Origin of the sequence: Botryobacter ruber (assembly GCF_003347595.2) — a bacterium.
Classification (GTDB): Bacteria; Bacteroidota; Bacteroidia; order Cytophagales; family Hymenobacteraceae; genus Pontibacter; species Pontibacter ruber_A.
The window spans coordinates 1-22088 of record NZ_QCZK02000006.1; the positions used below are offsets into that span (position 1 = coordinate 1).

General features: G+C 53.7%; 16 protein-coding genes. 1 reads left to right on the top strand and 15 read right to left on the bottom strand.

The genetic code is table 11. The annotated features are described in order from the left end of the window. The 11 genes from DCW36_RS00805 to DCW36_RS00855 form a co-directional block, all read right to left on the bottom strand. Positions 1–405: hypothetical protein (locus tag DCW36_RS00805; RefSeq protein WP_205702848.1), on the bottom strand; the 405-nt coding region annotated here is incomplete at its 3' end. 214 nt (positions 406–619) lie between these two features. Then, positions 620–1750: a Gfo/Idh/MocA family protein gene (locus tag DCW36_RS00810; RefSeq protein ID WP_114783003.1), complete on the bottom strand. Its 1131-nt coding sequence runs from the start codon at positions 1748–1750 to the stop codon at positions 620–622. A 23-nt stretch (positions 1751–1773) separates the two neighbouring features. Then, positions 1774–2685, bottom strand: coding sequence for a sugar phosphate isomerase/epimerase family protein (locus DCW36_RS00815; protein ID WP_114783004.1), 912 nt, complete (start codon positions 2683–2685; stop codon positions 1774–1776). A 17-nt stretch (positions 2686–2702) separates the two neighbouring features. Beyond that, positions 2703–4253, bottom strand: a complete 1551-nt coding sequence (locus DCW36_RS00820) for an MFS transporter (RefSeq protein WP_114783005.1) — start codon at positions 4251–4253, stop codon at positions 2703–2705. A gap of 12 nt (positions 4254–4265) precedes the next feature. Beyond that, entirely contained in the window at positions 4266–7928 is a 3663-nt protein-coding gene (locus tag DCW36_RS00825; protein ID WP_114783006.1) for a PVC-type heme-binding CxxCH protein, read from the bottom strand. A 624-nt stretch (positions 7929–8552) separates the two neighbouring features. After that, entirely contained in the window at positions 8553–9974 is a 1422-nt protein-coding gene (locus DCW36_RS00830) for an alkaline phosphatase family protein (protein WP_114783007.1), read from the bottom strand. Continuing rightward, on the bottom strand, positions 9919–11193 hold the full coding sequence (eboE, locus tag DCW36_RS00835; protein ID WP_114783008.1) for a metabolite traffic protein EboE: 1275 nt from the start codon (positions 11191–11193) through the stop codon (positions 9919–9921). The genes DCW36_RS00830 and eboE overlap by 56 nt, the downstream gene beginning before the upstream one ends. A gap of 22 nt (positions 11194–11215) precedes the next feature. Further along, positions 11216–12406: a 3-dehydroquinate synthase gene (locus tag DCW36_RS00840; RefSeq protein ID WP_114783009.1), complete on the bottom strand. Its 1191-nt coding sequence runs from the start codon at positions 12404–12406 to the stop codon at positions 11216–11218. 35 nt (positions 12407–12441) lie between these two features. Further along, on the bottom strand, positions 12442–13350 hold the full coding sequence (gene eboC / locus DCW36_RS00845) for a UbiA-like protein EboC (RefSeq protein ID WP_114783010.1): 909 nt from the start codon (positions 13348–13350) through the stop codon (positions 12442–12444). Further along, positions 13350–14291 (bottom strand): TatD family hydrolase, encoded by a 942-nt coding sequence (locus DCW36_RS00850; RefSeq protein WP_240675991.1) that lies wholly within the window; start codon positions 14289–14291, stop codon positions 13350–13352. Before DCW36_RS00850 ends, eboC begins: the two co-directional genes overlap by 1 nt. Continuing rightward, positions 14281–15207, bottom strand: a complete 927-nt coding sequence (locus DCW36_RS00855; RefSeq protein WP_114783012.1) for an EboA domain-containing protein — start codon at positions 15205–15207, stop codon at positions 14281–14283. Before DCW36_RS00855 ends, DCW36_RS00850 begins: the two co-directional genes overlap by 11 nt. A 425-nt stretch (positions 15208–15632) precedes the next feature. Between DCW36_RS00855 and DCW36_RS00860 the strand changes: the two genes are divergently transcribed. Next, positions 15633–16517 (top strand): AraC family transcriptional regulator, encoded by an 885-nt coding sequence (locus DCW36_RS00860; RefSeq protein ID WP_114783013.1) that lies wholly within the window; start codon positions 15633–15635, stop codon positions 16515–16517. Positions 16518–16783: 266 nt separating this feature from the next. Here DCW36_RS00860 and DCW36_RS00865 read toward each other — a convergent pair whose 3' ends face one another. The 4 genes from DCW36_RS00865 to DCW36_RS22930 form a co-directional block, all read right to left on the bottom strand. After that, entirely contained in the window at positions 16784–17557 is a 774-nt protein-coding gene (locus DCW36_RS00865; protein ID WP_114783014.1) for a 3-keto-disaccharide hydrolase, read from the bottom strand. Positions 17558–18072: 515 nt separating this feature from the next. Then, on the bottom strand, positions 18073–20037 hold the full coding sequence (locus DCW36_RS00870) for a c-type cytochrome (protein WP_114783015.1): 1965 nt from the start codon (positions 20035–20037) through the stop codon (positions 18073–18075). A gap of 19 nt (positions 20038–20056) precedes the next feature. Further along, on the bottom strand, positions 20057–21910 hold the full coding sequence (locus tag DCW36_RS00875; protein ID WP_114783016.1) for a family 16 glycoside hydrolase: 1854 nt from the start codon (positions 21908–21910) through the stop codon (positions 20057–20059). Positions 21911–21950: 40 nt separating this feature from the next. Beyond that, positions 21951–22076: a hypothetical protein gene (locus DCW36_RS22930; RefSeq protein ID WP_262708134.1), complete on the bottom strand. Its 126-nt coding sequence runs from the start codon at positions 22074–22076 to the stop codon at positions 21951–21953. Positions 22077–22088: the final 12 nt, after the last annotated feature.

Below are 22088 nucleotides of genomic sequence, written 5' to 3' on the forward strand. Positions count from 1 at the left end.
TATTGTCAGCTCTTTAAGAAAGGTGCAGCTGGAAAGGTTCTTAACATGTTTATCCCACTCAAAATTTAATGTAATAAGCTTAGGAAACACATCTAAATCCAAAGTTTGTTCAGGGGCTCTATTAATATACAAATATTCTAAATTAGATAATGCGTGCACAGCATCTATATTCATCCCATTTACATCCTTAACAATATGTAAGCCTTGAATGAATGGATAATCTTTAACAAAATCAATACTTTTAAGATTATATCCGTGAGCATAACTTATGACAATATAGGTTATCGCTTGTGTTCTGGCATAATCCAAAGTCTCATAAATTTGATTTGAATTAACTATTAAAAATTTTTGATAGCCATTTTCATAAAAGTTATACCCATTATTGGAGTACAGTCCATGTTTCATCTATAAACAGATTTATTTGTTTTACCAGTTTGTTCGGCTAGCTTTCTTATATAAGCAATAGATTTCCTGCACATTATCTATTCAGAAATGGTTTACAATTACACCTAAATATCATCATCTCTCCCAATATACCCAATTAACAAACAAAAAAGGAGCTGACGGTATTGCCCATACCGCCAGCTCCTTTTAAGCTTGCTCTAAATTGCTACCCCGCTTACTGCTCCACTTCTGCAGCAGATAAAGTAAACTCCGGTAATTTGATGATTTCACCGCCTTTCATCGCCGATTCGTGTGCGAGTATTCCTACGCAGGTGATGTTGGCCGACTGCTGTGCGTTCGGGTAAGGCTGGCGGTTATCTACCAGGGCGCTCACAAACTCGTGCACCAGGTGCGGGTGCGAACCACCGTGACCGGCTCCCTGGATGAAGGACAGGTGCTGGTTCTCGTCTGAGTCGTAAACACCGGCGGTAGTAAAGGGCTGTATCTCTTTTGGCAGCAGGTGCGCGTAATCAGGAATTTTTACCCTTTCAGGTGTTTCGCCGGTATGGATGACGCTGTTCTCGTGCTCTATCTGTGTCCATTCAAATGACTTCTTGGAGCCGTACACATCAAAGCTCTCGCGGTACTGGCGGGCTGTATTGAACAGCGAGCGCGTTACCTCCGCCGAAAGGTCTGAATCTTTGAACTTAATGTGGCACGATTCGATGGCAAACGGAGAACCATATTTAGCAATCAGGTTCGCATCTATTTTACCCGAACCGAAGCACGATACATATTCAGCCTCCGCTCTTGGCAGCGCCAGTACCGGGCCAACGCAGTGGGTAGCGTAGTGCATCGGCGGAAGTCCTTCCCAGTAGCCCGGCCAGCCGGCCATCTCCTGCTGGTGCGAGGCACGCAGGAACTGCAGCTTGCCTAGTTCGCCTTTCTCATACAGCTCCTTTACAAAGAGGAATTCGCGGCTGTACACCACCGTCTCCATCATCATATATGTCAGCCCCGTTTCCTGCACCAGCTCCACAATCTGGCGGCACTCGTCTACGGTGGTGGCCATCGGTACCGTACATGCCACATGCTTGCCGGCACGCAGGGCAGCTATCGACTGCTCGGCGTGGTTCTGGATCGGCGTGTTGATGTGAACGGCATCCACATTGGGATCTTTGAGCAGCTCTTCGAAATCGGTATATCTTTTTTCAATACCGAAGAGGGCTCCGATTTCATCTACCTTGCTTTGTGTGCGGGCACAGATGGCATACATGTTGGCATTCGGGTGCTTCTGGTAAATGGGAATAAACTCTGCACCAAATCCCAGCCCAACAATGGCTATGTTGATTTTCTTCTCACTCATAAAATCTGCTTGTTAAGAGTTGATTATTTTACATAAGTAGCTATTTCTTCCTCCAGTTGCCGCTCCAAAGGTTCCGGCGCAGCGGCCCACTCCTTCAGGAACTTCAGTCCTTCGCTGGCAAACCCATCCTGGCTGGGCACCAGCGGTTTCCAGATGCACACGGCCCCGGCCAGCTCTTTTACTTCCGGCGTAAAGCTTTCGATGGAAAGGGTACCTTCGTAGCCAATGGCTGTGAGGCCGCGCTTGTAGGCATCCCAGCGGGTCTGGCCGGTACCGGGGGTGCCCCTGTAGTTCTCCGACACCTGCACATGCAGCAGCTTGTCGCCCGCCAGCAGGATGGCTCTTTCGATGTCAGGCTCCTCGATGTTCATATGAAAGCCGTCGAGCAGTATTTTGGCTGCCGGATGATTAATGTCCTGCACCAGGCGAACTACATCTTCTGCAGTATTAACAAGGTCTGACTCGAAGCGGTTGAGCGGCTCCAGGGCAATCTGCAGTCCCCGCTCTTCTGCCATCCGGCATACTTTACGCAGGTTCGTAACCGCCCGCTCCCACTCCACCTGCCGCTGCTCCGGCGACACAAGCCTTGCCTTGCCAACAGCCGAATACATGGGGCCACCAAAAAACTTAGCGCCCAGCGCCTGGCAAATGTCGAGGCAGGATTCGATGTAGTCGAAGCTGGTCTGGTGGTAAGTTAGATCGTCGTGCGTGAGGTCGCGGGTGGGCCCGAAGGCGCCGCAGATGATTTGCTCCAGCTCATATCGGGCCAGTGCATCTTTTACTTTGGCTACATCGATCAGGGCCGGGTCTTCGATCGGTATTTCTACCGCATCGTAGCCCATGGCTTTAATTTTAGGAAACAAGGCTATTGTTTCCGTCGTGAAGGGGGATGTCCACAGCCAGGTGCTGACGCCAAATTTTATTTCCAGTTTCATCTGTTTTAGCTTTTTGATTATTGAACAGCCACTGCTTTGCTTTCATCCTGCAGCACCACCACTTTGTAGCCGCCTCTGGCCCTGTAGTAGAGCATCAGGAAGATAAAGCCGGCAAACATGATCACCGGGAAAATAGCGACGGTCTGCAGGGCTTCTTTCCGGGCGCCATTCCGGATGGTTTCTACCGTTTGCTGCACTTCAGGAGCAGCCTCTGCCAGTTTAGCAGTGTTCAGGGCCTGGTAATCTCCAAATATGCTGGTCTTTTCTTCGGTGGCGAAGGTGCTGTGCAGGGCGGTGCTGTTGGCAGCATCGTAGGCGCTGATGTTTTTGTCGATGGTCTTATCCTGGGCAAAGCCAAGAATAACTGCACCAATTACACCGGCAGCGATCATACCTACCCCACCGGTTATGTTGAGGGTAAGGGCACCTCCTTTGGGGAAGCGCTCGGCTACCACGCCCAGTATGGTTGGCCAGAAGAAGGTCTTGCCCAGGGCAAATACGGTAGCTGCCACCAAAACCATTGCACCTGTTGACACGGATAACAGCAGCAGCCCCAGGAAGGCTGTAGCCGAGCAAACTGCAAGCAAGCCCAGCGGCGAGATCCGGTGAATAATAGAGCCGGCAAAGAGGCGCAGCACGGCCATAATGGCCGAAGTGTACACCAGAATCCAGCCTGCTTGTATGCCGATGTTTTGCATCTCCGGCGCCATCAGGTCTGATATCCAGCTGTCGGTGCCCAGCTCGGTAATGGCCAGCGGAATCATGAGCAGGTTGAGTAAAATGAACACCGGCTGCCCGATGCTGCGCACATAGAACCCGAAGAGGGCCACAATGGCTAAAGTAATACCCACATTGGTAACAGTAGACCAGCCGAAGATGGACCCCAGCTGGAACACCACCAGGGCGGTAACTATCAAGGCGCCGCCTACGCCTACCTCCTTGAGCATGGCCAGGTACGAAACACCGGCTTTCACACGCTCATTTACCGGGAAGCGGCGGGTAAACATCATGATACCATACAGCAGCGTGGGCAGCAGGATGAGAATCATCTTCAGTTTCCAGCTGGTCTCCGCACCCAGCATCAGGGCCAGGATGCCACCCAGCACCAGGCCTGCTGGCCAGCCGGCGTGCAGCATGTTGAGCCACTTCGTTTTTTCCCGCGGGAACATGGTAGCCACTACCGGGTTTGTGACCGCTTCCACGGTACCGTTGCCTAAGGCCACTACTAGGGTAGCAATGTAGAGCGACCAGTAGCCGGTGGCAAAAAAGGTAAGGATGGCCGACGATAGATGGCAAACGAAAGCAAAGATCATAGCGTTCTTGTACCCTATCCTGTCGATGATCAGGCTAAAGAGTACGATGCTGATGGCAAAGGGCCATAGTCCTACGCCTGCTATTTCTCCTATCTGGGTGTTGGTCAGATTAAACTCTTCGCCCCATTGCGGCAGTGTGAGCGCCCGCAGGATAAAGCCGAAGGATGTGGTTACAAGGGCTACAAAACAACCCCAGAAAAGTTTTTTGTCAGGTGCCTCTTGCCGGGCAGCTGCATGCACATTGCTCTCAATCATAAAAAATCCTGTTTATAAGTTATCTGCTTGCTTAACTGTCATCACCCCGTTCATGAGTCGCCAGTGGCCGGGAACGGTGCACACAAAAGGATAATCTCCTGGCTGGGAGGGAGCTGTGAACACCAGCGTCTCGCGTCCCTGCGGGTCAACCAGCCTGGTGGCTACAATCACCTCCGGTATCTGGGGCACATAATTTTTCTCCTGCCCTTTCGGATCTCTTACCAGTGCATCAGCAGCCTTTCCTACCTTTTCCAGTGCACCTGGTTTGGCAAGCACAAAGTTGTGCTGCATAAAGTCAGGATTGTCGAAGTGGAGCGTTACTTTCTGACCAGCTTTCACGGTGAAGCTCTTCTTGTCGAACTTCATCTCGTGCTCAATTACCTTGATGTTAATGGTAACAGCGCTCGCAGTAGCTTTAGAGCTTGCCGCTTTGGCAGCTGTTTTAGCTGCCGGGGCGGGTTTAGCTGTTTTTTTGGCGGCAGGCGTAGCTTTAGCGGCAGGTTTTGCAGGCGTAGCCGAAGCGGTCGCATGTGCATGATGTGCGGCTGCGGTTTTGGCTGATGCCTTTTTCACTGCAGCAGCCAGCGCCTCGACAGAAGGCTTGGTCAGTTCCAGCACGCCATCGTTGCGCATATCACCCCTGAAGAAGAACCTGTTGGGATAATCCCCGATTTTGTTCTCGTTATCGTAATCTCGCCCTATCCTTACCTCTACCGGCGACAGCGCCTGCGAAAACAGGGCCGGCGCTTTGCCTGTGGCTACTGTTTTGTTGTTAACATCCACCCGCATCAAGCCGCCTGCCTCCAGTCTGGCCACAACGGTAAAGCGTTCATCAGGCAAGGCGGTGGTGGTAACAGCTTTATAGGTCTTTCCATTCTGCTTCACGACCCAGTGCAGCTTATTATGCTGCACGTACAGGCTGTAACCGTCTGCTTTACCGCCCTGTGCCAGCACCACACCTTCCATGCCCTCGGCTGAAGGACCCATGGTGGCCTGAACGGTTATTTCCTTACCTGTTACATCTGGCGGGAAAAGTATTGGAATGCGCCGGTTAAGGGCATAGCGCTCTTTTTCCAGGCTCCTGGTAATGCGCTCTGTAAGCGTCAGCACCGAATCCGGCTTATGCGCCAGGTGCGGATCTTTTGGAACAGCGCTCAAAAAGCCGCTTTCGTGCTTCAACGCTGCGGCAAAGTAAGCCTGGGGCAGGTACTGGTCTTTTCCTATGGCGGCATCCAGACTAGCTTCGTGCAGCAGTTTTCCAACTTCGGCTGAGGCAGGCATATCAGCTACGGCCAGTACGGCAGCCATGCGGGTTTTCAGGTCGGGGTCCTTCATCAGGTTGGCCTTCAGGATGCTGTTGAGCGAACGCTGATTTCGTGGCAGCACCTGCACCGCATTCTTGCGGACACCGGCAGCCGGGTGGTTCAGGGCCCTGGTTACTACTTCGAGGGCTTCTTCGTTAGACCCGTCGAGTTGCCCCAGGCCATGCAGCGTCCAGAGGGCATGCACAGCCGGGCTGTTGAGGCCAATTTCGTCCACACTTTGATTGTTGATGAGATTGTAAAGACCGGGTATCACGGCTTTGTTCTGGTTTTCCACAATCAGGCGCTGGGCGGTCGTTCTCCAGAACATGTTGTCGTTCTTTAGAGCTTCCAGCAGGGCCTCGGTATTGCTAGCCGACAGTTGCATGGGCTTGTAAGGCTTGGCACCTTTGTACACCACGCGGTAAATACGACCATGGCCGCTGTCGCGCAAGGGGTTAATATAGGCGTTGCCTTTGCCGTTCTGGAAGCCGCGCGGCGTCGGGTTGTGCTGGATGATGAAGTTGTACCAGTCGGCTACCCACACGGCACCATCGGGACCTACTTCGGCATGCACCGGCGAGAACCATTCATCGGCACTGGCCAGCAGGTTGAAGCCGTTTTTCTCTTTGTAGCCGGCCCCATCGCGCTCCAGCACAGCCTTGTGCAGCACGCGCCCGGTCGGCTCGCACACAAAGCCTACTTTGTTCCAGTACGATTTTGGATAGTTACGGGCCGTGTAGAGGTTATGGCCTGCTGCAGCTGTAAACCCACCGTGGAAGTCTACCTGGCGCAGGTAAGGCGTTACGTGCGGCATATCGTAGTGGCTGTCCGTTCTGAACACGGTGTTGCCTGAGCCACCCGCTACTGTTCTTACCACATACTGTTGCGGCATGGCAAAATAGGCGCTGTGCAGGCCGTTGGCGGTAGAGATAAACACATCAAACTCCTCCGAAAAGCCGAGGCCCCAGGTGTTGTTGGTGGTACGGCCCAGGAATTCCAGGTTCTCGCCAGCCGGATCGAAACGGTAAACACCCTGGCTGAACCGGTGGTGCTTGCCACTGACGGTACCGTCGAAGCCGGAGTAACCCAGCACGCCCCACACTTTATTATCGAGGCCATACTTCAGGTTAGAAGGCCCGGCATGCGTGTCGCTTTTACCCCAGCCGCTGATAATGTTTTTCTTAATATCGGCTTTGTCGTCGCCGTTGGTATCTTTCAGGAAGACAAAGTGCGGCGCCTGGGCAATGATAACACCGCCATTGGCGAAGGTGATGCTGGTAGGGATGTTGAGGCCATCAGCGAAAACAGTAAACTTGTCTGCTTTCCCGTCGCCGTCGGTGTCTTCGCATATCTTGATGCGGTCGTTGCCCACACCTTCCTCGTCGCGCACCTCGTTGGGGTAATCCAGCGTTTCGATCACCCACAGGCGGCCTTTTTCGTCCCAGGCCATGGCAATGGGGTTGATGATATCGGGTTCGGAAGCAAAGAGCTGCAGCTCAAAATCCACCGGCACCTGCGTCAGCTTCTGCGACTGCTCCGGCGTGAGGGCATGCTGGAATTTAGGCGGTTCCGGCCGTCTTTCGTAGTTCGGGACATCCGCATCTGTAAAGGTAGGCGTTGGCAGATCGAGGCGCGCCAGCTGGTCTTTGGCCTGCTCGCCCACTGCCCACAGAATGCCCTGCTCCATCAGTTTATGGAAGCCCGGATTGCCCCAAACGCGGTCGTCGTGGCCGTAAGCCGTATAGAATACACGGCCTTTGCCCTGCGTCCGTACCCAGGTCCAGGGCTCATGACGCTCCCCTTCCACACGCTCCATCAGCACCGTCATGTCCGGATTTATTTTGGTGTGCACATAGGTTTCGTCCCAGGCCTCGAACTCCTGCAGCCCCTTTGTTACTTCGTGCTCCGTGTTCGTTATTTTAGCAGTAAAGGTGCCGGTACGATGTGATTTAAACTGCCCGCCCACTGCACTTACATACCAGTCGGAGTTCCGGAAACAGAAGGAAGCGCAGTGCACCGGAATTAGCCCCTTACCACTTTCCACGTACGCCTTTACAGCCTGTTCCACTGCGGGAGTCGCCTGGTCGTGGTTAGCATAGATCATCAGCCCGTCGTACTTGTTCAGGTTTTCGAGGGTGATATCGCTGAGGTCGGACGTATACGTGATGTTGATGCCCTTCTGAAACAAAGGCAAAGCCAGCATGGGCGCATATTTCTCAGAGTCATGATGCTTGCTGTCGTGGCCCAGAAAAAGAATTTCCACCCGCTTGGGGGGCGGAGGGGTTTCGGCACTCACATCGGAATGAGTCTTTTTTGTACAACTACTGAAGACGGTACTGCCAATAAAGAGTATGTAAAGTAACTTCCTCATAAATATTTGTTTTATTATTGTTTTCAAAGGTGAAAATCAGACACTATTGTCCAGCTTTTTGCCCTGCCTTCCCGCGTGAATCTGCTTCTGATGCCGGCGTCACTGGCTTAAAAGTGTATTCCTGGCTTTAATCGGACGATGACAGGAACAGGCAATGGTTTAAATGTAATAAAAACATTTTACTAACTTACAATAGTTAGCACTAAAAACTAAAAAAATTGACCTCCTGAAAAATGGAATCAATTACCGCTTCTCCGCCAGCATACACAACCGTACAGGCATAGCAGTTACCTTAACAATTATCCAACAATTTACTTTAGCAATCCTACTGTTTGTTAGCTAATTCTGACTGTATTTTATCATCCTTTAAACTAATATAAGAACACACATGCAATAACAGCTCTATTACAGCAGGTTCTGCGTCCCCTGGGCACTGGTATTCTACACCAGCAGCAACAACGCGGTCAGGCAGCCGGTTTTTTTGACGGGCAACAGGAGGTGAAGCAGAAGGGTCTCAGGCTATAAAGCAGCAGAGGCTGTGGTGGCAGGTGCAGCAAACTTATTTTTATATGCTGCACTTGCCACCACAGCCTCTGCGCATCCCGGGCCTCAGTTGGTTTCAGGTCATTCTAATGCAGCTACACGTTGTTTCATTTTTTCCTGCTGTTGCCTTACACCAAGATGCCGGAGGATCAGCTGGTACACGTCGGTTGCCTGTATGTCTGCTGCGGGGGCCAGTTCTTTCCGGTTGGTCAGGAAAAGCGGGTACTCGTCTTTGCTGTCGGGGATGCGCCCGTGGGAACCTTTCACCAGGGTAGCATCGAGTGGAATGATGTCCATGAGTGTCCGGAAGCCGAGCTTTTTCCTGAGCAGCTTGCCCGCCACCAGGGGCAGCAGGAATTTGATTTTCGGGTCGGCAAACATTTCTACCGGATCGTAGCCCGGCTTTTTATGAATCTCGACGGTGCGTGCAAAGTCCGGGGCTTTCTTATCGTCGAGCCAGTAGTAGTAGGTGAACCAGGCATTGGGGGCGGCAATGGCTACCAGTTCGCCGCAGCGGTCGTGGGCCAGGCTGTATTTATTCCGTTCTGCACCAGCCACCACTGCCTCTACACCCGGTACCTGCAGCAGGAGTTGTCTTACCTCCTCTATCCGGCTTTTGTCTTTTACATAAATGTGCGCTACCTGGTGGTCGGCCACGGCAAAAGCCTCGCTGGCGCCTGCATCCAGCAGCTCCAGCCCACGCTCTTCGCGCAGGGCAAGTAAGCCATGCCTGCGCAGCACCCGGTTCAGGTGCACGGGCTGGTTTACATCCGAAATGCCGTACTCCGAGAGCACAATCACGCTGGCATTTCGCGCTTCGTAATACCGGATCAGGTCGGCACAGACGGCGTCTATTTCCTGCAGGTCGGTGGCGATGCGCGGGTTACCTGGCCCCAGCCGCTGCAGGTTGTAGTCGAGGTGGGGCAGGTAAATGAGCGTGAGCGTGGGGTCGTAAAGGTCGTCAGTTATTTTAGAAGCCTCTGCTATCCACCGGCTCGACTTGATGGAGGTTTTCGGCCCCCAGTAGCTGAAGAGCGGGAAGGTGCCCAGCTTTTGCTGCAGGGTGTCGCGCAGGCTGGCGGGGTGGGTGTAGCAATCGGGTACTTTGCGCCCGTCGGCCAGGTACTGCGGCCTGGGCGTGAGCGAGTAATCCACGGAAGAATACATGTTGTACCACCAGCACATGTTGGCGCAGGTAAAAGAAGGATCGGCTGCTTTGGCCACCTCCCATACTTTCTCCGCCTGGATCAGCTTGTTCGACTGCCGCCAGAATTTCACCTCGCACTCGTCGCGGAAGTACCAGCCGTTCCCGACTATCCCGTGTTCCTCCGGCGTCCTGCCTGTCAGGTAAGTAGCCTGTGCCGTGCAGGTAACAGCAGGAACCACCGGGTAAATGGCAGCTCCCTTTGCTCTTTGTGCAGCCCACTCCGCCAGGAATGGCGTGTGTTTACCTATAAGCGACTGCGTGAGCCCCACTACGTTGATTACGACCGTCTTCTGCATGCTTATTTTTATTGAATGTATGGATAACCCATTCCAGCTCCCGCTGAATGGAGTGTGACAAATCGACTTTCAGCCCTTCGGGCAGCACCTCCCAGGTGTAGGTTTCCACCTCCAGGTGATCGGTGATGTGCTGCTTCTGCAGGAGTGCCAGCACCTGCGCAATGTCGTCCTGGGTAGACTGCAGCCCATTGTAGGCATCGGTAAAGAGCGGCACGTGGAAGTGGGTGCGCCATTCCCTTGCTTCCGTCTCCTGCAATTTGTCCAGGGCCAGGTTTAGGTCTGTGAAGTGGGTAAGGTTGCCGGCGGCATCCTGTGCCACCACCTGGTGCAGGTAGGTAGACTCCACAAAAGGAGCCAGCCTTCCGGCCAGTGCCGCTCTGCCGGCAGCATCGGCTGGCACGTTAACTTTCAGGGCCGCGCTCAGCTGTATTTTACCTATTCTTATACCAGCTTCAGCCAGTTTCCGGAAGGCCTCCTCCGGCTGCTCATAAGCCAGGGCGAAGTGGCAGACATCGTAGCAGAGCTTTATATGAGTCAGTATGGCCGCTTCTGCCTCGTGTGCTGATATTTTCCCAACCGGCGCCAGGCGTGCTATTCCTTCCGGGAGCAGCCACTCGTGAAAGTACCGGATAACCTCTTCGCTGTTCTCGAGCAGTCCGTCCGGTTCGGGTTCCAGGTCGATGTGGATGGTTTTGCCGGTCTTCTCCCGGATACGCAGCAGTTCCGCTACAAGCGCCAACAGGTTGCCGGTGGATTGGGCATACACCTCGTTTAACTCTTCTGCACTGGTGTGCCAGGGTTTGTAGGAAAGCGGCGAGGTAGAGATGCCTCCCTCCACTTCCTCCGGCAGCAGCTCCGCCAGGATACGGGCCAGGCGGATGGTGTATTCCAGCCGGGCAGCCGTGGTCCAGTCGGGTTTGTGCACGGCGTCTTTTACCACCTGGTTATGAAAGCCCCCGAACGGGAAGCCGTTCATGGTGTACACATACAGGCCGTTGCTTTCCAGCCACGACCGGAACGCAGCCAGTTCAGCCTCCTCGGCAAGCTGCCGGCTGGCAACATCCGAAAGGCGCAAACCGATACCGAAGGGCTGGTCAGGCGACAGCTGCGCTTTGAGTACCGGCAGGTGCTTTACCAGGCTGTTGTACACTTCTTCCCAGGTTTCGCCGGGATGGATGTTGGTGCAATAAGATAAGTGAAGGTTTTGCTGTAGGCGCATGACTGAAAGGTATCGTAAAAAATCAGGAAGTAGGAAGAAGTACTTTTTCAGTATGCCAGTGCTTCAGCTGGTTCACTGCTTCTGTTACCAGCCCTTCGTCCAGGTGATGCACTTCCACGCCTTTGCCAATCTGCTCCAGCAGCATGATGGTCAGTTGCCCGCCCAGGTGCTCGCGGAATTCCTGCAGCCCCTGCAAAATGTGCAGCTTCCCGGCCGGCGTATCCAGCCCCTCCGACAGCTCCGGAATGTAAATATCAAACCCAAGTTCGCAGAGCAGGCTGAGGATATCATTGCATTCGGCTTCGCTCAGCATCCCCGCCAGTTTAGAATAGGTCACGTCGAGGGCAATGCCAATGGCCACCGCCTCCCCGTGCCGGAGCTCGTAATTTGTAATCTGCTCGAGCTTGTGCGCCGCCCAGTGCCCGAAGTCCAGCGGGCGCGAAGAACCGAACTCAAAGGCATCCCCGCTCCCGATGTGCTCCACGTGCATTTCGGCGCAGCGGAAGATAAGCTCCTGCATCGGCTCCATCTCGCGGGCCACCAGGCGGCTGGCCTGCTGCTTTATCTGCTCATAGAAAGCGGCGTCTTTTATCAGGGCCACTTTTATGGCTTCGGATATGCCGCCACGCCAGTCGCGGTCTTCGAGCGTAAGCAGGAAGCAGCTGTCGTTAAGCACGGCAAAAGGGGGTGCAAACGTGCCCAGGAAGTTCTTTTTGCCAAAGGCGTTCATGCTGTTCTTCACCCCCACACCCGAATCGTTCTGCGCAAGCACAGTGGTGGGGACGCGGATGTGGCGGATACCGCGGTGTGCGATGGCTGCGGCAAGACCGGCCATGTCGAGCACGGCACCTCCGCCAATGGCAACGAGATAGGAATGCCGGCACACCCCGAACCTGTGAACAGCCTCCAGCACCTGGTTCAGCACAGCAGGCTTGTTTTTAACCTCCTCCCCTCCCGGCACCAGCAGCGGCGCAGCAACGGCCGTAAGCGTGTCGGCATAGTGCGCGGCATAGGCCGCTATGTCTGTTGTTAATTGCGGGTGGGCTTTGGCTACGCCTTCGTCCAGCACAAAGAGCACTTTAGCAGCACCAGTACCGCCGCTTTTCTGCCGCAGCAGGTCGGCCAGCAGTGTATTCTGTTTATCAAATAAACCTTCTGTAAAATGGACTCCGTAACTAAAAGATACCTGGAAATCCTGTTGTATTGTTTTCATAAAAATAAGCTAAACTAAACGCCGCTTCTGACAACTCAGGTAACGGCAAAACTTTTGGCAATGTAGCGCGACAAGGGCAAGAGCAGGAGCACCAGCAGCCCGTACTGCCAGCCTGCAAAACCGGCGGCCATACTGGCATTCATCACAATCAGGGCCAGCACCCCGGCCTTCACGGCACGCATCACGGCAGCAGGCTCTTTGGCCGGCATGGCCCGAAGCAGTGGCGGAAAGATGAGGCTGGCAAAAAGCAGCAGAAAAGGCAGGCTGTAGAGCACGTTGAAGTGCGGCAGCAAGGTCAGGCTGACGATGCCGCCAATCACGAGCGCATACAGCAGCACCGCCCCCTTCAGGGCTGCACTGTTCCCGCCATGCACTTCGCCCCGGCTCACCATCGTAATAGCCGAGATGTAGACAATCGGGATGAGGGCCAGAAACCAGAACTGCTCCACGGCTGCCGGAATGGCACTGATGCCCAAAAGCAGGTTACCGCCCCGGCAGGCGCCCATGTTCACAGGCCCCAGCACCGGGTGGTGCTTTCCTTTCCAGTCGTAGAGCAGGGCGCACAGGGCGATGGCACCGGCAATGGCAGCGCTCAGCACCGACACCTGCCAGGCCGCCAGGATGCCGCCTGCCAGCAGCAAGGCGCCCAGTGTGGCAGCTCCTGTTACCGTAGCTTTGCCGCTCGGAATAGGCCTTTCCGGACGCTCCACCCTGTCAAGCTCGGCATCGAATACATCGTTGTACACCACACCGCCGCCATAGAGGCCGATGGTGGCCAGCACCAGCCACAGGAGCGGTTGCAGGTTTACCAGCGAAAAGGAGCTGCTCTCACCTACCGTGAGCGAAAGCAGTGCACCGGAAGCGGCAAACCCCATCAGTATATCAGCAACGGCAGTAACGATATTGGCGGGGCGCATCAACCTGATATAAGCTCTGATTTGCATTACCGTACGATGTTATCTTCTACCGGAACCGTTCTTTTGAATTCTCCCACCACCGGCGTCTGCCCGCCCCGGAGCACCGAGTTGTCAGAGAACTTCTCGCGCTGATCTACCTGCGCAGGCTGCAGCCAGTCCGACTCGTGCATCTGACCACTCTGGCCGAAAGCATCAAGTGCATTCTGGTAACACACCTTGCGTACAGCTTCTGCTGAGATGCCTTTTTCCAGCATCAGCGAAGCTGTTTTGGGAACCGACAGCGGATCGCTCACGCCCCAGTCGGCGGAGCTGTTGACCATGATGCGCTCGGTGCCATACTTCTTTACAATCTCCACCATGCGCTCGTTGCCCATTTTGGAGCCCGGGTAAATGGTGAAGGCGGCCCAGAAGCCCCTGTCGAGGGTGTCTTTTACCGTTTCTTCGTTGTTATGGTCCACGATAACCATGTGCGGGCTCAGGCCGTGCTCTACGGCTACTTCCATGCTGCGGATAGTGCCTGCTTTCTTGTCGCGGTGCGGCGTGTGTATCTGCACGGGCAGTCCTACTTCTTTTGCCAGGTCGAGCTGCAGCCGGTAGAACCGGTCTTCGGCAGCGGTCTGGTCGTCGTAGCCTATCTCGCCGATGCCCACCACGCCTTCCTTGCAGACAAACAGGGGCAGGATCTCCATCACCTGCTCGGCCAGCGCCACGTTGTTGGCTTCTTTGGAGTTCAGGCCGATGGTGCAGTAATGCCGGATGCCAAACTGGCTCGCCCGAAAGCGTTCCCAGCCGAGCAAGCTGCTGTAGTAGTCTTTAAAGCTGCCCACCTCGGTGCGGGGCTGCCCCAGCCAGAAAGCAGGTTCTATAATGGCAACGATGCCGGCCTCGCGCATCCGGGCATAATCGTCCGTGGTACGGGAGGTCATGTGCACGTGCGGATCTATGAACATCATTTGGTCAGGTGTCATGTGGTATAAATGTTTTGTTAGTTTGCGTTAAAGATTTGATGCCGATGTTTTTCCAGTTCAGCTTGCCGGTTTCTATTTCGTTTTTCAGCACAGGGTGCTCCTCCAGTAATTGCCGCGCCTCCAGAAAACTGCTCTGCGCGCAGGCCAGCGCCGCCGCCTCCTGCTGAATGCGGTCGGGATGGGCAAAGAGCTTTTTAATGTCTTGGATGAGCCCTTTGTTCAGGAACGGCCCCACCGGCTGCCAGAGCTCCGGCGTAACCGGCCGCCCTGCTGCCCAGCGCTCGTGGGCGTAGTCTGAGAGAATGCGGGCAAGGGTGGGATTGCTGCGTTTCTCCAATCCATAGATTTTGTAGAGTGGTTTGCCGACAAACACTGTCTTGAGCACCAGCTGGTTCCAGGCGCCTTCCTCCAGGTAACCGGCAGGATAGGGATTGCCCAGGGCAATGGCATCGAACACATTGCCCATGTTGCTCCGGATGCCTTCTGCAGCCCTGCCCCTGTGTGCTTCCGGGTAAGGCAGCAACGGCAGACTTCCGTACAGCGCTACCAGTTCGCCCATCTCGGCAGTACTGAATAGCTGGTCCAGCCGGTTCAGGTACGCTTCCCGGTCCTGGTGCGGGGTAGCCAGCAGCATTAGCGTACGTGCAGTCTGGTCGGTTGTCCAGCCGGAGGGGTTGAAGCCGGTACGCAGGATTTCCGCTCTTTCCAGGTCTGCTGCCTGCAGCGCCAGTGTGATTTTGCCTGTAAAGCGCGGGGCAGCGCTGAAGGCGAGATACAGGTCCTTACCGGAAGCGGCAGCACGTATTTGCTGCAGTTTATCCTCCAGCCAGCCCACAGCCTGCTCCGACGCAGTTCGCTTGAACAGTCCGAAGAGAAACGCCTGCGTTTTTTCTAAATCAACCTGGTAGACAGTCATAGGAAAAGAAATTTAAAGTTTAAAGCAGCGAAACCGGCGTGGCTGCACACGCTATATTAAAACAATCCGGTGCACACCAGCACCAGGTAAAGAAAACCTTAATTTATTCAGACTTAAGCCAGCCACACAATAAAGTGTCTAACTAACATTAATTAGGCGAATATAAGTATTTTTCTTTTATAAAAAAGACACAGCCGACCAATTGTTAAGAAAAAATTAAGATTGCTTAGGCCAATTTACCTGAAATTGCGGGCAAAGAACTCTTGAGCCGCATGAGGCATCTGGCTCTTTAGAGAAGGGAAACTGGTAACTAATACATGCTTTTATCAGGCACATCAAAACTACTGCACGTTAGCCAACACTGACTGTATTTTGCCAATTATTTTTTATTATTGCTTTAAATCAAGACAAAAGTCATTAGCCTCATGAAAATTGCAGCGCGAAAATCCGCTATACCGGACTCCAGGGCTTTCGTGGTTAAACACCTGGTCGCTCCCTATTTCGACCCTAACTGGCACTTCCACCCTGAGTACCAGCTATTTTATGCGCAGGAAGGAAGAGGTACCCGTTTTATTGGCGATAACATTAAACAATTTAAAGAAGGCGATTTGGTGCTAATGGGGCCTGACCTCCCCCACCTGTGGCGCAGCAACAACGAGTACTTCGACAAAAACAACGACCTCCGGACACGCGGCATCGTTGTCTATTTCAGCGAAGATTTCCTGGGCGATGCCATTCAGCAGAAAGAAGAGATGAAAGAAATACTCCACCTCTTCCACCGGTCGAAACGCGGACTGGAGGTTACAGGAGCTACCAACGCCCTGGTGGGCGAGATGATGATAGCCCTGACGCAGATGAAAGGTGTGGTAAGCGTGATACAACTCTTAAAGATTCTGCACATCCTCTCACAGTCCACCGATTGCCACCCCATTACCAACGCCGGGTACGTGAACCTGAACAAGGAGTCTGAGAAAGACCGCATGAACCGGGTGTATGCGCACGTGCTGAAAAACTTTGACAAGAAGATAAGCCTGGAAGAAGTAGCCGCCATTGCCAATATGTCGCTTAGCTCCTTCAGCCGCTACTTCAGGTCGCGGGCAAACAAGTCGTTCTCCGATTTCCTGAGCGAAATACGCATCGGGCACGCCTGCAAACTGCTCAGCGAAGAAGACCAAAACATCAGCCAGGTGTGCTACGAAAGCGGGTTCAATACGCTTTCCAACTTCAACAAACTCTTCAGGGAGATAACCGGTAAAACCCCGCTGCAATACAAGAAAGAGTGCCAGAGTGCACAGCAGCTCTTTGAGTAAGTGCTACAGCAACTGGGGCAGCAGCCACTCTTGCGCCTGTTACCACTGCCTCAGCACTTCCCGTTCAGGTGTACATTTTTTTGGTTATCAGACTCCCCCTCTGCAAGGAATGTCACTGCAGCGCCTGAAAGCCTGTCCCAAAGTAGTTCAGAGACCTGCGTGTGTTTCTCCTGAACAGGTAAGGTGGCTGCTGCAGTTTGAATGTTCTGGCAGGGGCAGCAAAGGCTGCCACTCGTTTCAATGCCAATAGCTTCGGTACAGGAAAATTACAGTTCCCTTATCCAGATGTTGCGGTAGCTTACCGGGTTGCCGTGGTCCTGCAGGCTAATCGGGGCTTTGCCGTGTGCTTTGTACTCCGGCAGGCCGATGTATTCGGTTGGCCCTTTTATTTCCACGTTATGCTGCACCAAAACCCCGTTGTGCAGCACCGTTACCCGTGCAGGCGTAAAAACGGTTCCGTCTTCTTTAAAACGTGGGGCTGTGTAGATGATGTCGTACACGTTCCACTCGGTGGGCTTGCGCATGGCATTTACCAGCGGACGGTGCTGCTTGTAAATACTGGCGGCCTGTCCGTTGGAGTAGGTGCGGTTGTTGTAGGAGTCCAGCACCTGTACCTCGTAGCGGTCCTGCAAAAAGATGCCGCTGTTGCCGCGCCCCTGGCTGTTGCCCTTTACCTCGTCAGGCGCACTCCATTCGATGTGCAGCTGGAAGTCCTGGAATTCTCTTTTGGTAGCGATATCGCCTTTGCCTACTGTAAATTCGCCATTCTTTACCTGCCAGGCTGCTTCGCCTCCGCCATTTTTAGCTTTCCACTCCGACAGGTTTTTCCCGTCGAACAGCACGATGGCATCTGAGGGGGCAGCTGTATTCGTGGCTCCCGGCGTTACCACCCGTGGTTCCGGTTCCCAGAACTCCGTCATTTCAGGTGCCATTTTCGGAGGTTTAGGCACCTCCTGTGCCTGCGCGTTTGTAAAGGCCAGTAGTGCGGTTGCCAGGGCAGCAAATGCCGTTTTTCGTGTTATTGAAAGGGGAATATCCATAGTATCTTTTGTGTTAGGTTCTCTTCCATCCCAAGAAACGAACTTATTTCTCTAACTTATAAACTGATGTTACTCATAAATCCATGCGAACAAAAAGTCCCCTTTTGAAGGGGGTAAGGGGGATGATACCCGGGCTGAAGAAAAAATGTGGACTACAACCTGTACAGTAGTATTTTGTTTGCAGGTGTAAATCATCCCCCAACTCCCTTCAAAGTTAATCTTGTAGGGAAAGTTTTGTAATATTTTAAAAGCCTATTGTTTTTTATATACCGCAAGCTTGAGCGCAGCGGTAACTTGTGGTTATTTATGATGCCAGTTTGTAACTGGCGTGGCTGAATATTTGTGCTTTTGTACGCACGCCAGTTACAAACTGGCCCTATTTAGTACCACAAGTTACCGCTGCGCTCAAACTTGCGGCAGAAATTGATTAATAGTACCATTTTTCCCTACAAGATTAGCTTCAAAGGGGGACTTTTTCTCCTATCGTAATTTTTTGTGTAACATCAGTTTAACATTTATTTCAAGGAATTAATCCAGGCAGCAATTTTTAAAGCTTCGCTTTTAGGAACCTGCGGCATAGGCGGCATAGGGGTAGCATAGTCCGGCCAGTTTTCGGGTTTAGGCGTGTGAATCAGCTCCACAATCTGCTGGTTGGTGTAGTTGCGAGCAGCTACTTCTTTAAACGCCGGTCCTACTTGTTTCTTGTTGGTGTTGTGGCAGGCAAGGCAGGTGTTTTTTGCCAGCAGGGGTTTCACATCATTGAACGTAAGCGCTTCTTTGGCGGGAGTGGCTTTGGTGGTAGCAGCAGCCGTTTTTGCAGTGGAAGCAACTGCTTTTGTTGTTTTTGAAGGAGCAGCTTTTGGCGCTGCTGCCTTTTCTGAGCTCCTGGTGCTTAGTTCGTTCAGCGCGAGCTTCTGCCCTTCCGGAATGCTGTTCAGCGTATAATAAGCCGCCGGATGCACCAGGGTATAGTAGTTCTCTTTTGCACGTACGCCCTCCAGGCGAAGCAGGTGAATGTAACCCTCCCGCAGCTTGTCTACCACCAAACGGGCTTTCAGGCCGTCCTCCGACAGCTTTACACCCTTGATTGGCAGTTGCTCTTTGTTTACCGTCGGGCTGCCATACACCGGATGGTACTTATAGATGAAGCTTTCTACGGTGTACGAAGCCAGATCTTCAGCAGATTTCCGGTCTACAGGAGTAGTAAACTCTACCTCAAACCCGTCGGGCATGGCCCGTACGGTGCGCATCTCGAAAGGAACTTTGTTGTTCCACACGAGGCGCTGCAAGCCCTGCGCGGCATCGCCGGCAGATCCCCATCCCCGGTTAGTTTCCCCTACGAACAGGGAGCCGTCGTTTGCCCAGGCCATGCGCAGTACCCCCGACTGGAAACCGCTGCGGAAGTCGATCGCTACGCCCTGGTACTCGCCGTTTACCTTCTCCAGCACTACCCGCGAAAGTTTACTCTGCCCCTGGTCGCCCACCAGCAGTTGCCCCTCGAAAGGCCCGAAGTGCCCTTCGGGTATTTTAACAACCTCTGTGTTCGAAATGCCCAGCACCCCGTGCGGCAGCCACACGGCAGGCAGCTGCATGGCAGGGAGCTGTTTTTTCATGTCGTACATGGTTACCGCAGGGTCCTCTTTTCTGTCCTCCGGCTTCACATCCCCTCCTTTTTCGTTTTTATCAAATCGGGGATCGATTTTGCTATAAATCTGTTCGTGGCTCAGCTTCACCGGCGACTCTGGCTGGTCTGCCCATCGCAGCCCGCCGGGATGTGCCGTAAAAGCGCCTTTTTTCAGATGCCAGAGCCCGCCGGAGCCAACCCAGTCGCCCTGGTTTTCGGTATAAAACAGTTCGCCGTCTACCATACCGGGGCCTGCCGGCGAGCGCATGCCGGTAGCCCATGGTTCCATTTTTCCGTCTTCGGTAATGCGCAGTGTCCAGCCGCGCCAGGGCGCCAGGCTTTTGGCATGCCACCACGGTTCCGGAAAGCCCAGGTTGGTGGTAACAAAGAAGGACCCGTCGGGTGCTATTTTTGGCCCGAAGCTGTACTCGTGGTAATTTCCCGACAAAGGCCAGGCATAAACCGTTTCATATTCGTCTGCCTTTCCGTCGTTGTTCGTGTCTGTTAGTTTGGTTAGTTCGCCGCGCTGGGCACAGTACAAGGCGCCGTCTTTATAAGCCAGGCCCAGTACTTCGTGCAGCCCGGAGGCAAACTTGCGGAAGTGGGGTCTGGCGCTGGTCGGATTTTCAACTATAAAAATATCTCCCCTGCGTGTTGCTATTCCCAGGTTGCCATTGGGTAATACGGTTAAACCGCCGACTTCCAGCAGCACCCCTTCCGGTACACGCACACGCATGATTTTGAAAAAGTCTTCTTCCATCGGCGACTCCTGCGCCTTGGCTGCAGTACCCATGCCTGCGAACAGCGCGCCCGCCAGCAGCACTTTCAGCAAAAACTTCTTTCCTGTATTTTTCATTTGTGTTGTTCGTTAGAAATTAGAAAAGAATAGAATACACCAGCTTCTCCCGCACCGGTATCACCAGTTCCTGACGACCGCCTATATTCCGAATCACCGGTTTAGCGCCGCCTGCATCGTCGAGCCGCACATAATAGGCTTTGTCGTCTATCAGGTACATTCCTTTACCGGCCTCCTCTATCCTACTGCCTTCCACTAAGCGGGCATACAAACCGGCGCCGGGCTGCTGGATGTTCAACTCGCGCTGCAGTCCTTTCCCATTGTCGATCACACGCACGGCATCCTGTACACGCGCCCCGTAAATCTGGTACTTAAAAGTAGGCTCCCCCTGCTGGTTTAAACTATATCCTTTCTGGCGGAAAGAAGTGCCTGCCGTATCGGTCGCCCAGGCGTCCTGCTCTGAGGCCAGTCTGGCCAGAGTGGTAGCTGGCTTCCCAAAATACTGCACTGAACCAATCGCACGGGAAGATCCGTCGCCGCGCTCATGCCACATAGGCGTTGCATCGAGGAAGTCGCCGCGCCACAGCTGCACAATCGTACCGAAATCCATGTCATAGGTATAATGCAGCTGTGTCGGGCTGCCCACTGACACGGCATGCGTCACACGATAGCGCCCGGGCAGGTCCATAAAGCTTCGCAGCACGGGTCTTTCCTTCACATCCACCAGGATCGGATCGGTCGCATCTGACTGCCCTGCTGCGTCCTTATCGCTGATCAGGAACTCCCGTACCCCCGGCCCGGACACATGCAGCGTAAAAGAAGGTCTTCCCCAGTCCATTGTTTTGGCGTACAGCAGCTCGAAAGGCACCTCTCCGGCAGGCAACGTTACCGTACCTGAACCGTTCCAGGCTTTCATAGGGATGGTTTCCTGGTTGTTAACTCTTACCAGCCCTGCTCCGGCAGCTGTATTCGTTTTAAAAGTGTATTTGCCCGGTTCTTTCACGACCAACGTTCCCGTGTAGCGCACCATAAACTGTCGTGCTTTTTCGTTCAGGTTGGAAGTAAGCAAATCAGACTTACCCTCCGGTCCCACTGCCCGGGCTGGCAGGCTGGCATAGTTCGGCTCTTCTTCATACAGGCCCCTGTAGATTTTGTAAGTAAGATTCCTGAGCTCCGGGCGGGGCTTGCTGTAGTGGCTTACCTTTATATTCCGGAAAGCGACCGCACCGTGGTCTCCCTGCAGGCGCAGCGGTCCGGTTGCTGCTTCGTCATTACCGATGGCACCTCGTGTAGGCCCGAACAGCTCCAGGTTCTCGTGAATGGTGACGCCATTCAGTTCTGCGCGCAGGATCCTGGCATTTTCTGTTTTGCGGCCGCTCGCGTCGAAGCGGGGCGCCTTGAACGAAATTTTCAGATGCTGCCATAAGCCGGGTGCACGTCCTGCATTTTGCCGCGGCGCATACCCCTGGTAGCCTTGCTGCCCCTGCGGACGACTCTCATCCCATCGCTCGTAAATACCGCCGTTACTGCCTGCTGAAGTACCAGCTGTACCCCAGTTATCTGTCAGTTGCAGCTCATACCGCCCCTGCAGGTAAATGCCCGAGTTCGATCCTTTGGCCATCAGGTAATCCAGTTCCAGGTCCATATCGCCATGTTCAAAATTGGTGAACAGGTCCTCGCCTTTCGCTTTTTTGCCTGGCAGGTTTACCAGTATCCCTGTTCCCGCACTTGTTTCCAGCTTGTTGTCTTTGGCCAGGTCGGCCACTACGTTACCTGCCAGCTGCCAGCTCTTGCCTGGCTTCTGAAACGATGTAAAACCGTCGAGCAGCATGGGGTGCTGCTGGCTGTAGGCTGTTGCAGCTGTAGCCAGTAAGGCTATAACCGTGCAGGCCAGCGCCCCCCATTTATAAGATAAGATCTTTGATGTGACCATATTATTGTAGCATTTTCTGCAGTGACTATTCTGCTAAAATTTAAAAGCCGACCACCTGCACCATCAGTACCATCCTGTCCGGGCTTAGTTTGCCGTGCCCACTGGCTTTGTCTCGGACCCTGAGTTCCGGCAGCCCCTCGATGTGCTGCATGGCAGGAACAGGCAAGGCTATAAATGT

Bases quoted from the DNA above. Each gene is read 5' to 3' on its own strand.
- DCW36_RS00865 (WP_114783014.1), bottom strand. From the start codon at position 17,557: ATGGATATTCCCCTTTCAATAACACGAAAAACGGCATTTGCTGCCCTG.
- DCW36_RS00860 (WP_114783013.1), top strand. From the start codon at position 15,633: ATGAAAATTGCAGCGCGAAAATCCGCTATACCGGACTCCAGGGCTTTC.
- DCW36_RS00825 (WP_114783006.1), bottom strand. From the start codon at position 7,928: ATGAGGAAGTTACTTTACATACTCTTTATTGGCAGTACCGTCTTCAGT.
- DCW36_RS00850 (WP_240675991.1), bottom strand. From the start codon at position 14,291: ATGACACCTGACCAAATGATGTTCATAGATCCGCACGTGCACATGACC.
- DCW36_RS00810 (WP_114783003.1), bottom strand. From the start codon at position 1,750: ATGAGTGAGAAGAAAATCAACATAGCCATTGTTGGGCTGGGATTTGGT.
- DCW36_RS00870 (WP_114783015.1), bottom strand. From the start codon at position 20,037: ATGAAAAATACAGGAAAGAAGTTTTTGCTGAAAGTGCTGCTGGCGGGC.
- DCW36_RS00875 (WP_114783016.1), bottom strand. From the start codon at position 21,910: ATGGTCACATCAAAGATCTTATCTTATAAATGGGGGGCGCTGGCCTGC.
- DCW36_RS00820 (WP_114783005.1), bottom strand. From the start codon at position 4,253: ATGATTGAGAGCAATGTGCATGCAGCTGCCCGGCAAGAGGCACCTGAC.
- DCW36_RS00815 (WP_114783004.1), bottom strand. From the start codon at position 2,685: ATGAAACTGGAAATAAAATTTGGCGTCAGCACCTGGCTGTGGACATCC.
- eboE (WP_114783008.1), bottom strand. From the start codon at position 11,193: ATGCGCCTACAGCAAAACCTTCACTTATCTTATTGCACCAACATCCAT.
- eboC (WP_114783010.1), bottom strand. From the start codon at position 13,350: ATGCAAATCAGAGCTTATATCAGGTTGATGCGCCCCGCCAATATCGTT.
- DCW36_RS00830 (WP_114783007.1), bottom strand. From the start codon at position 9,974: ATGCAGAAGACGGTCGTAATCAACGTAGTGGGGCTCACGCAGTCGCTT.
- DCW36_RS00855 (WP_114783012.1), bottom strand. From the start codon at position 15,207: ATGACTGTCTACCAGGTTGATTTAGAAAAAACGCAGGCGTTTCTCTTC.
- DCW36_RS00840 (WP_114783009.1), bottom strand. From the start codon at position 12,406: ATGAAAACAATACAACAGGATTTCCAGGTATCTTTTAGTTACGGAGTC.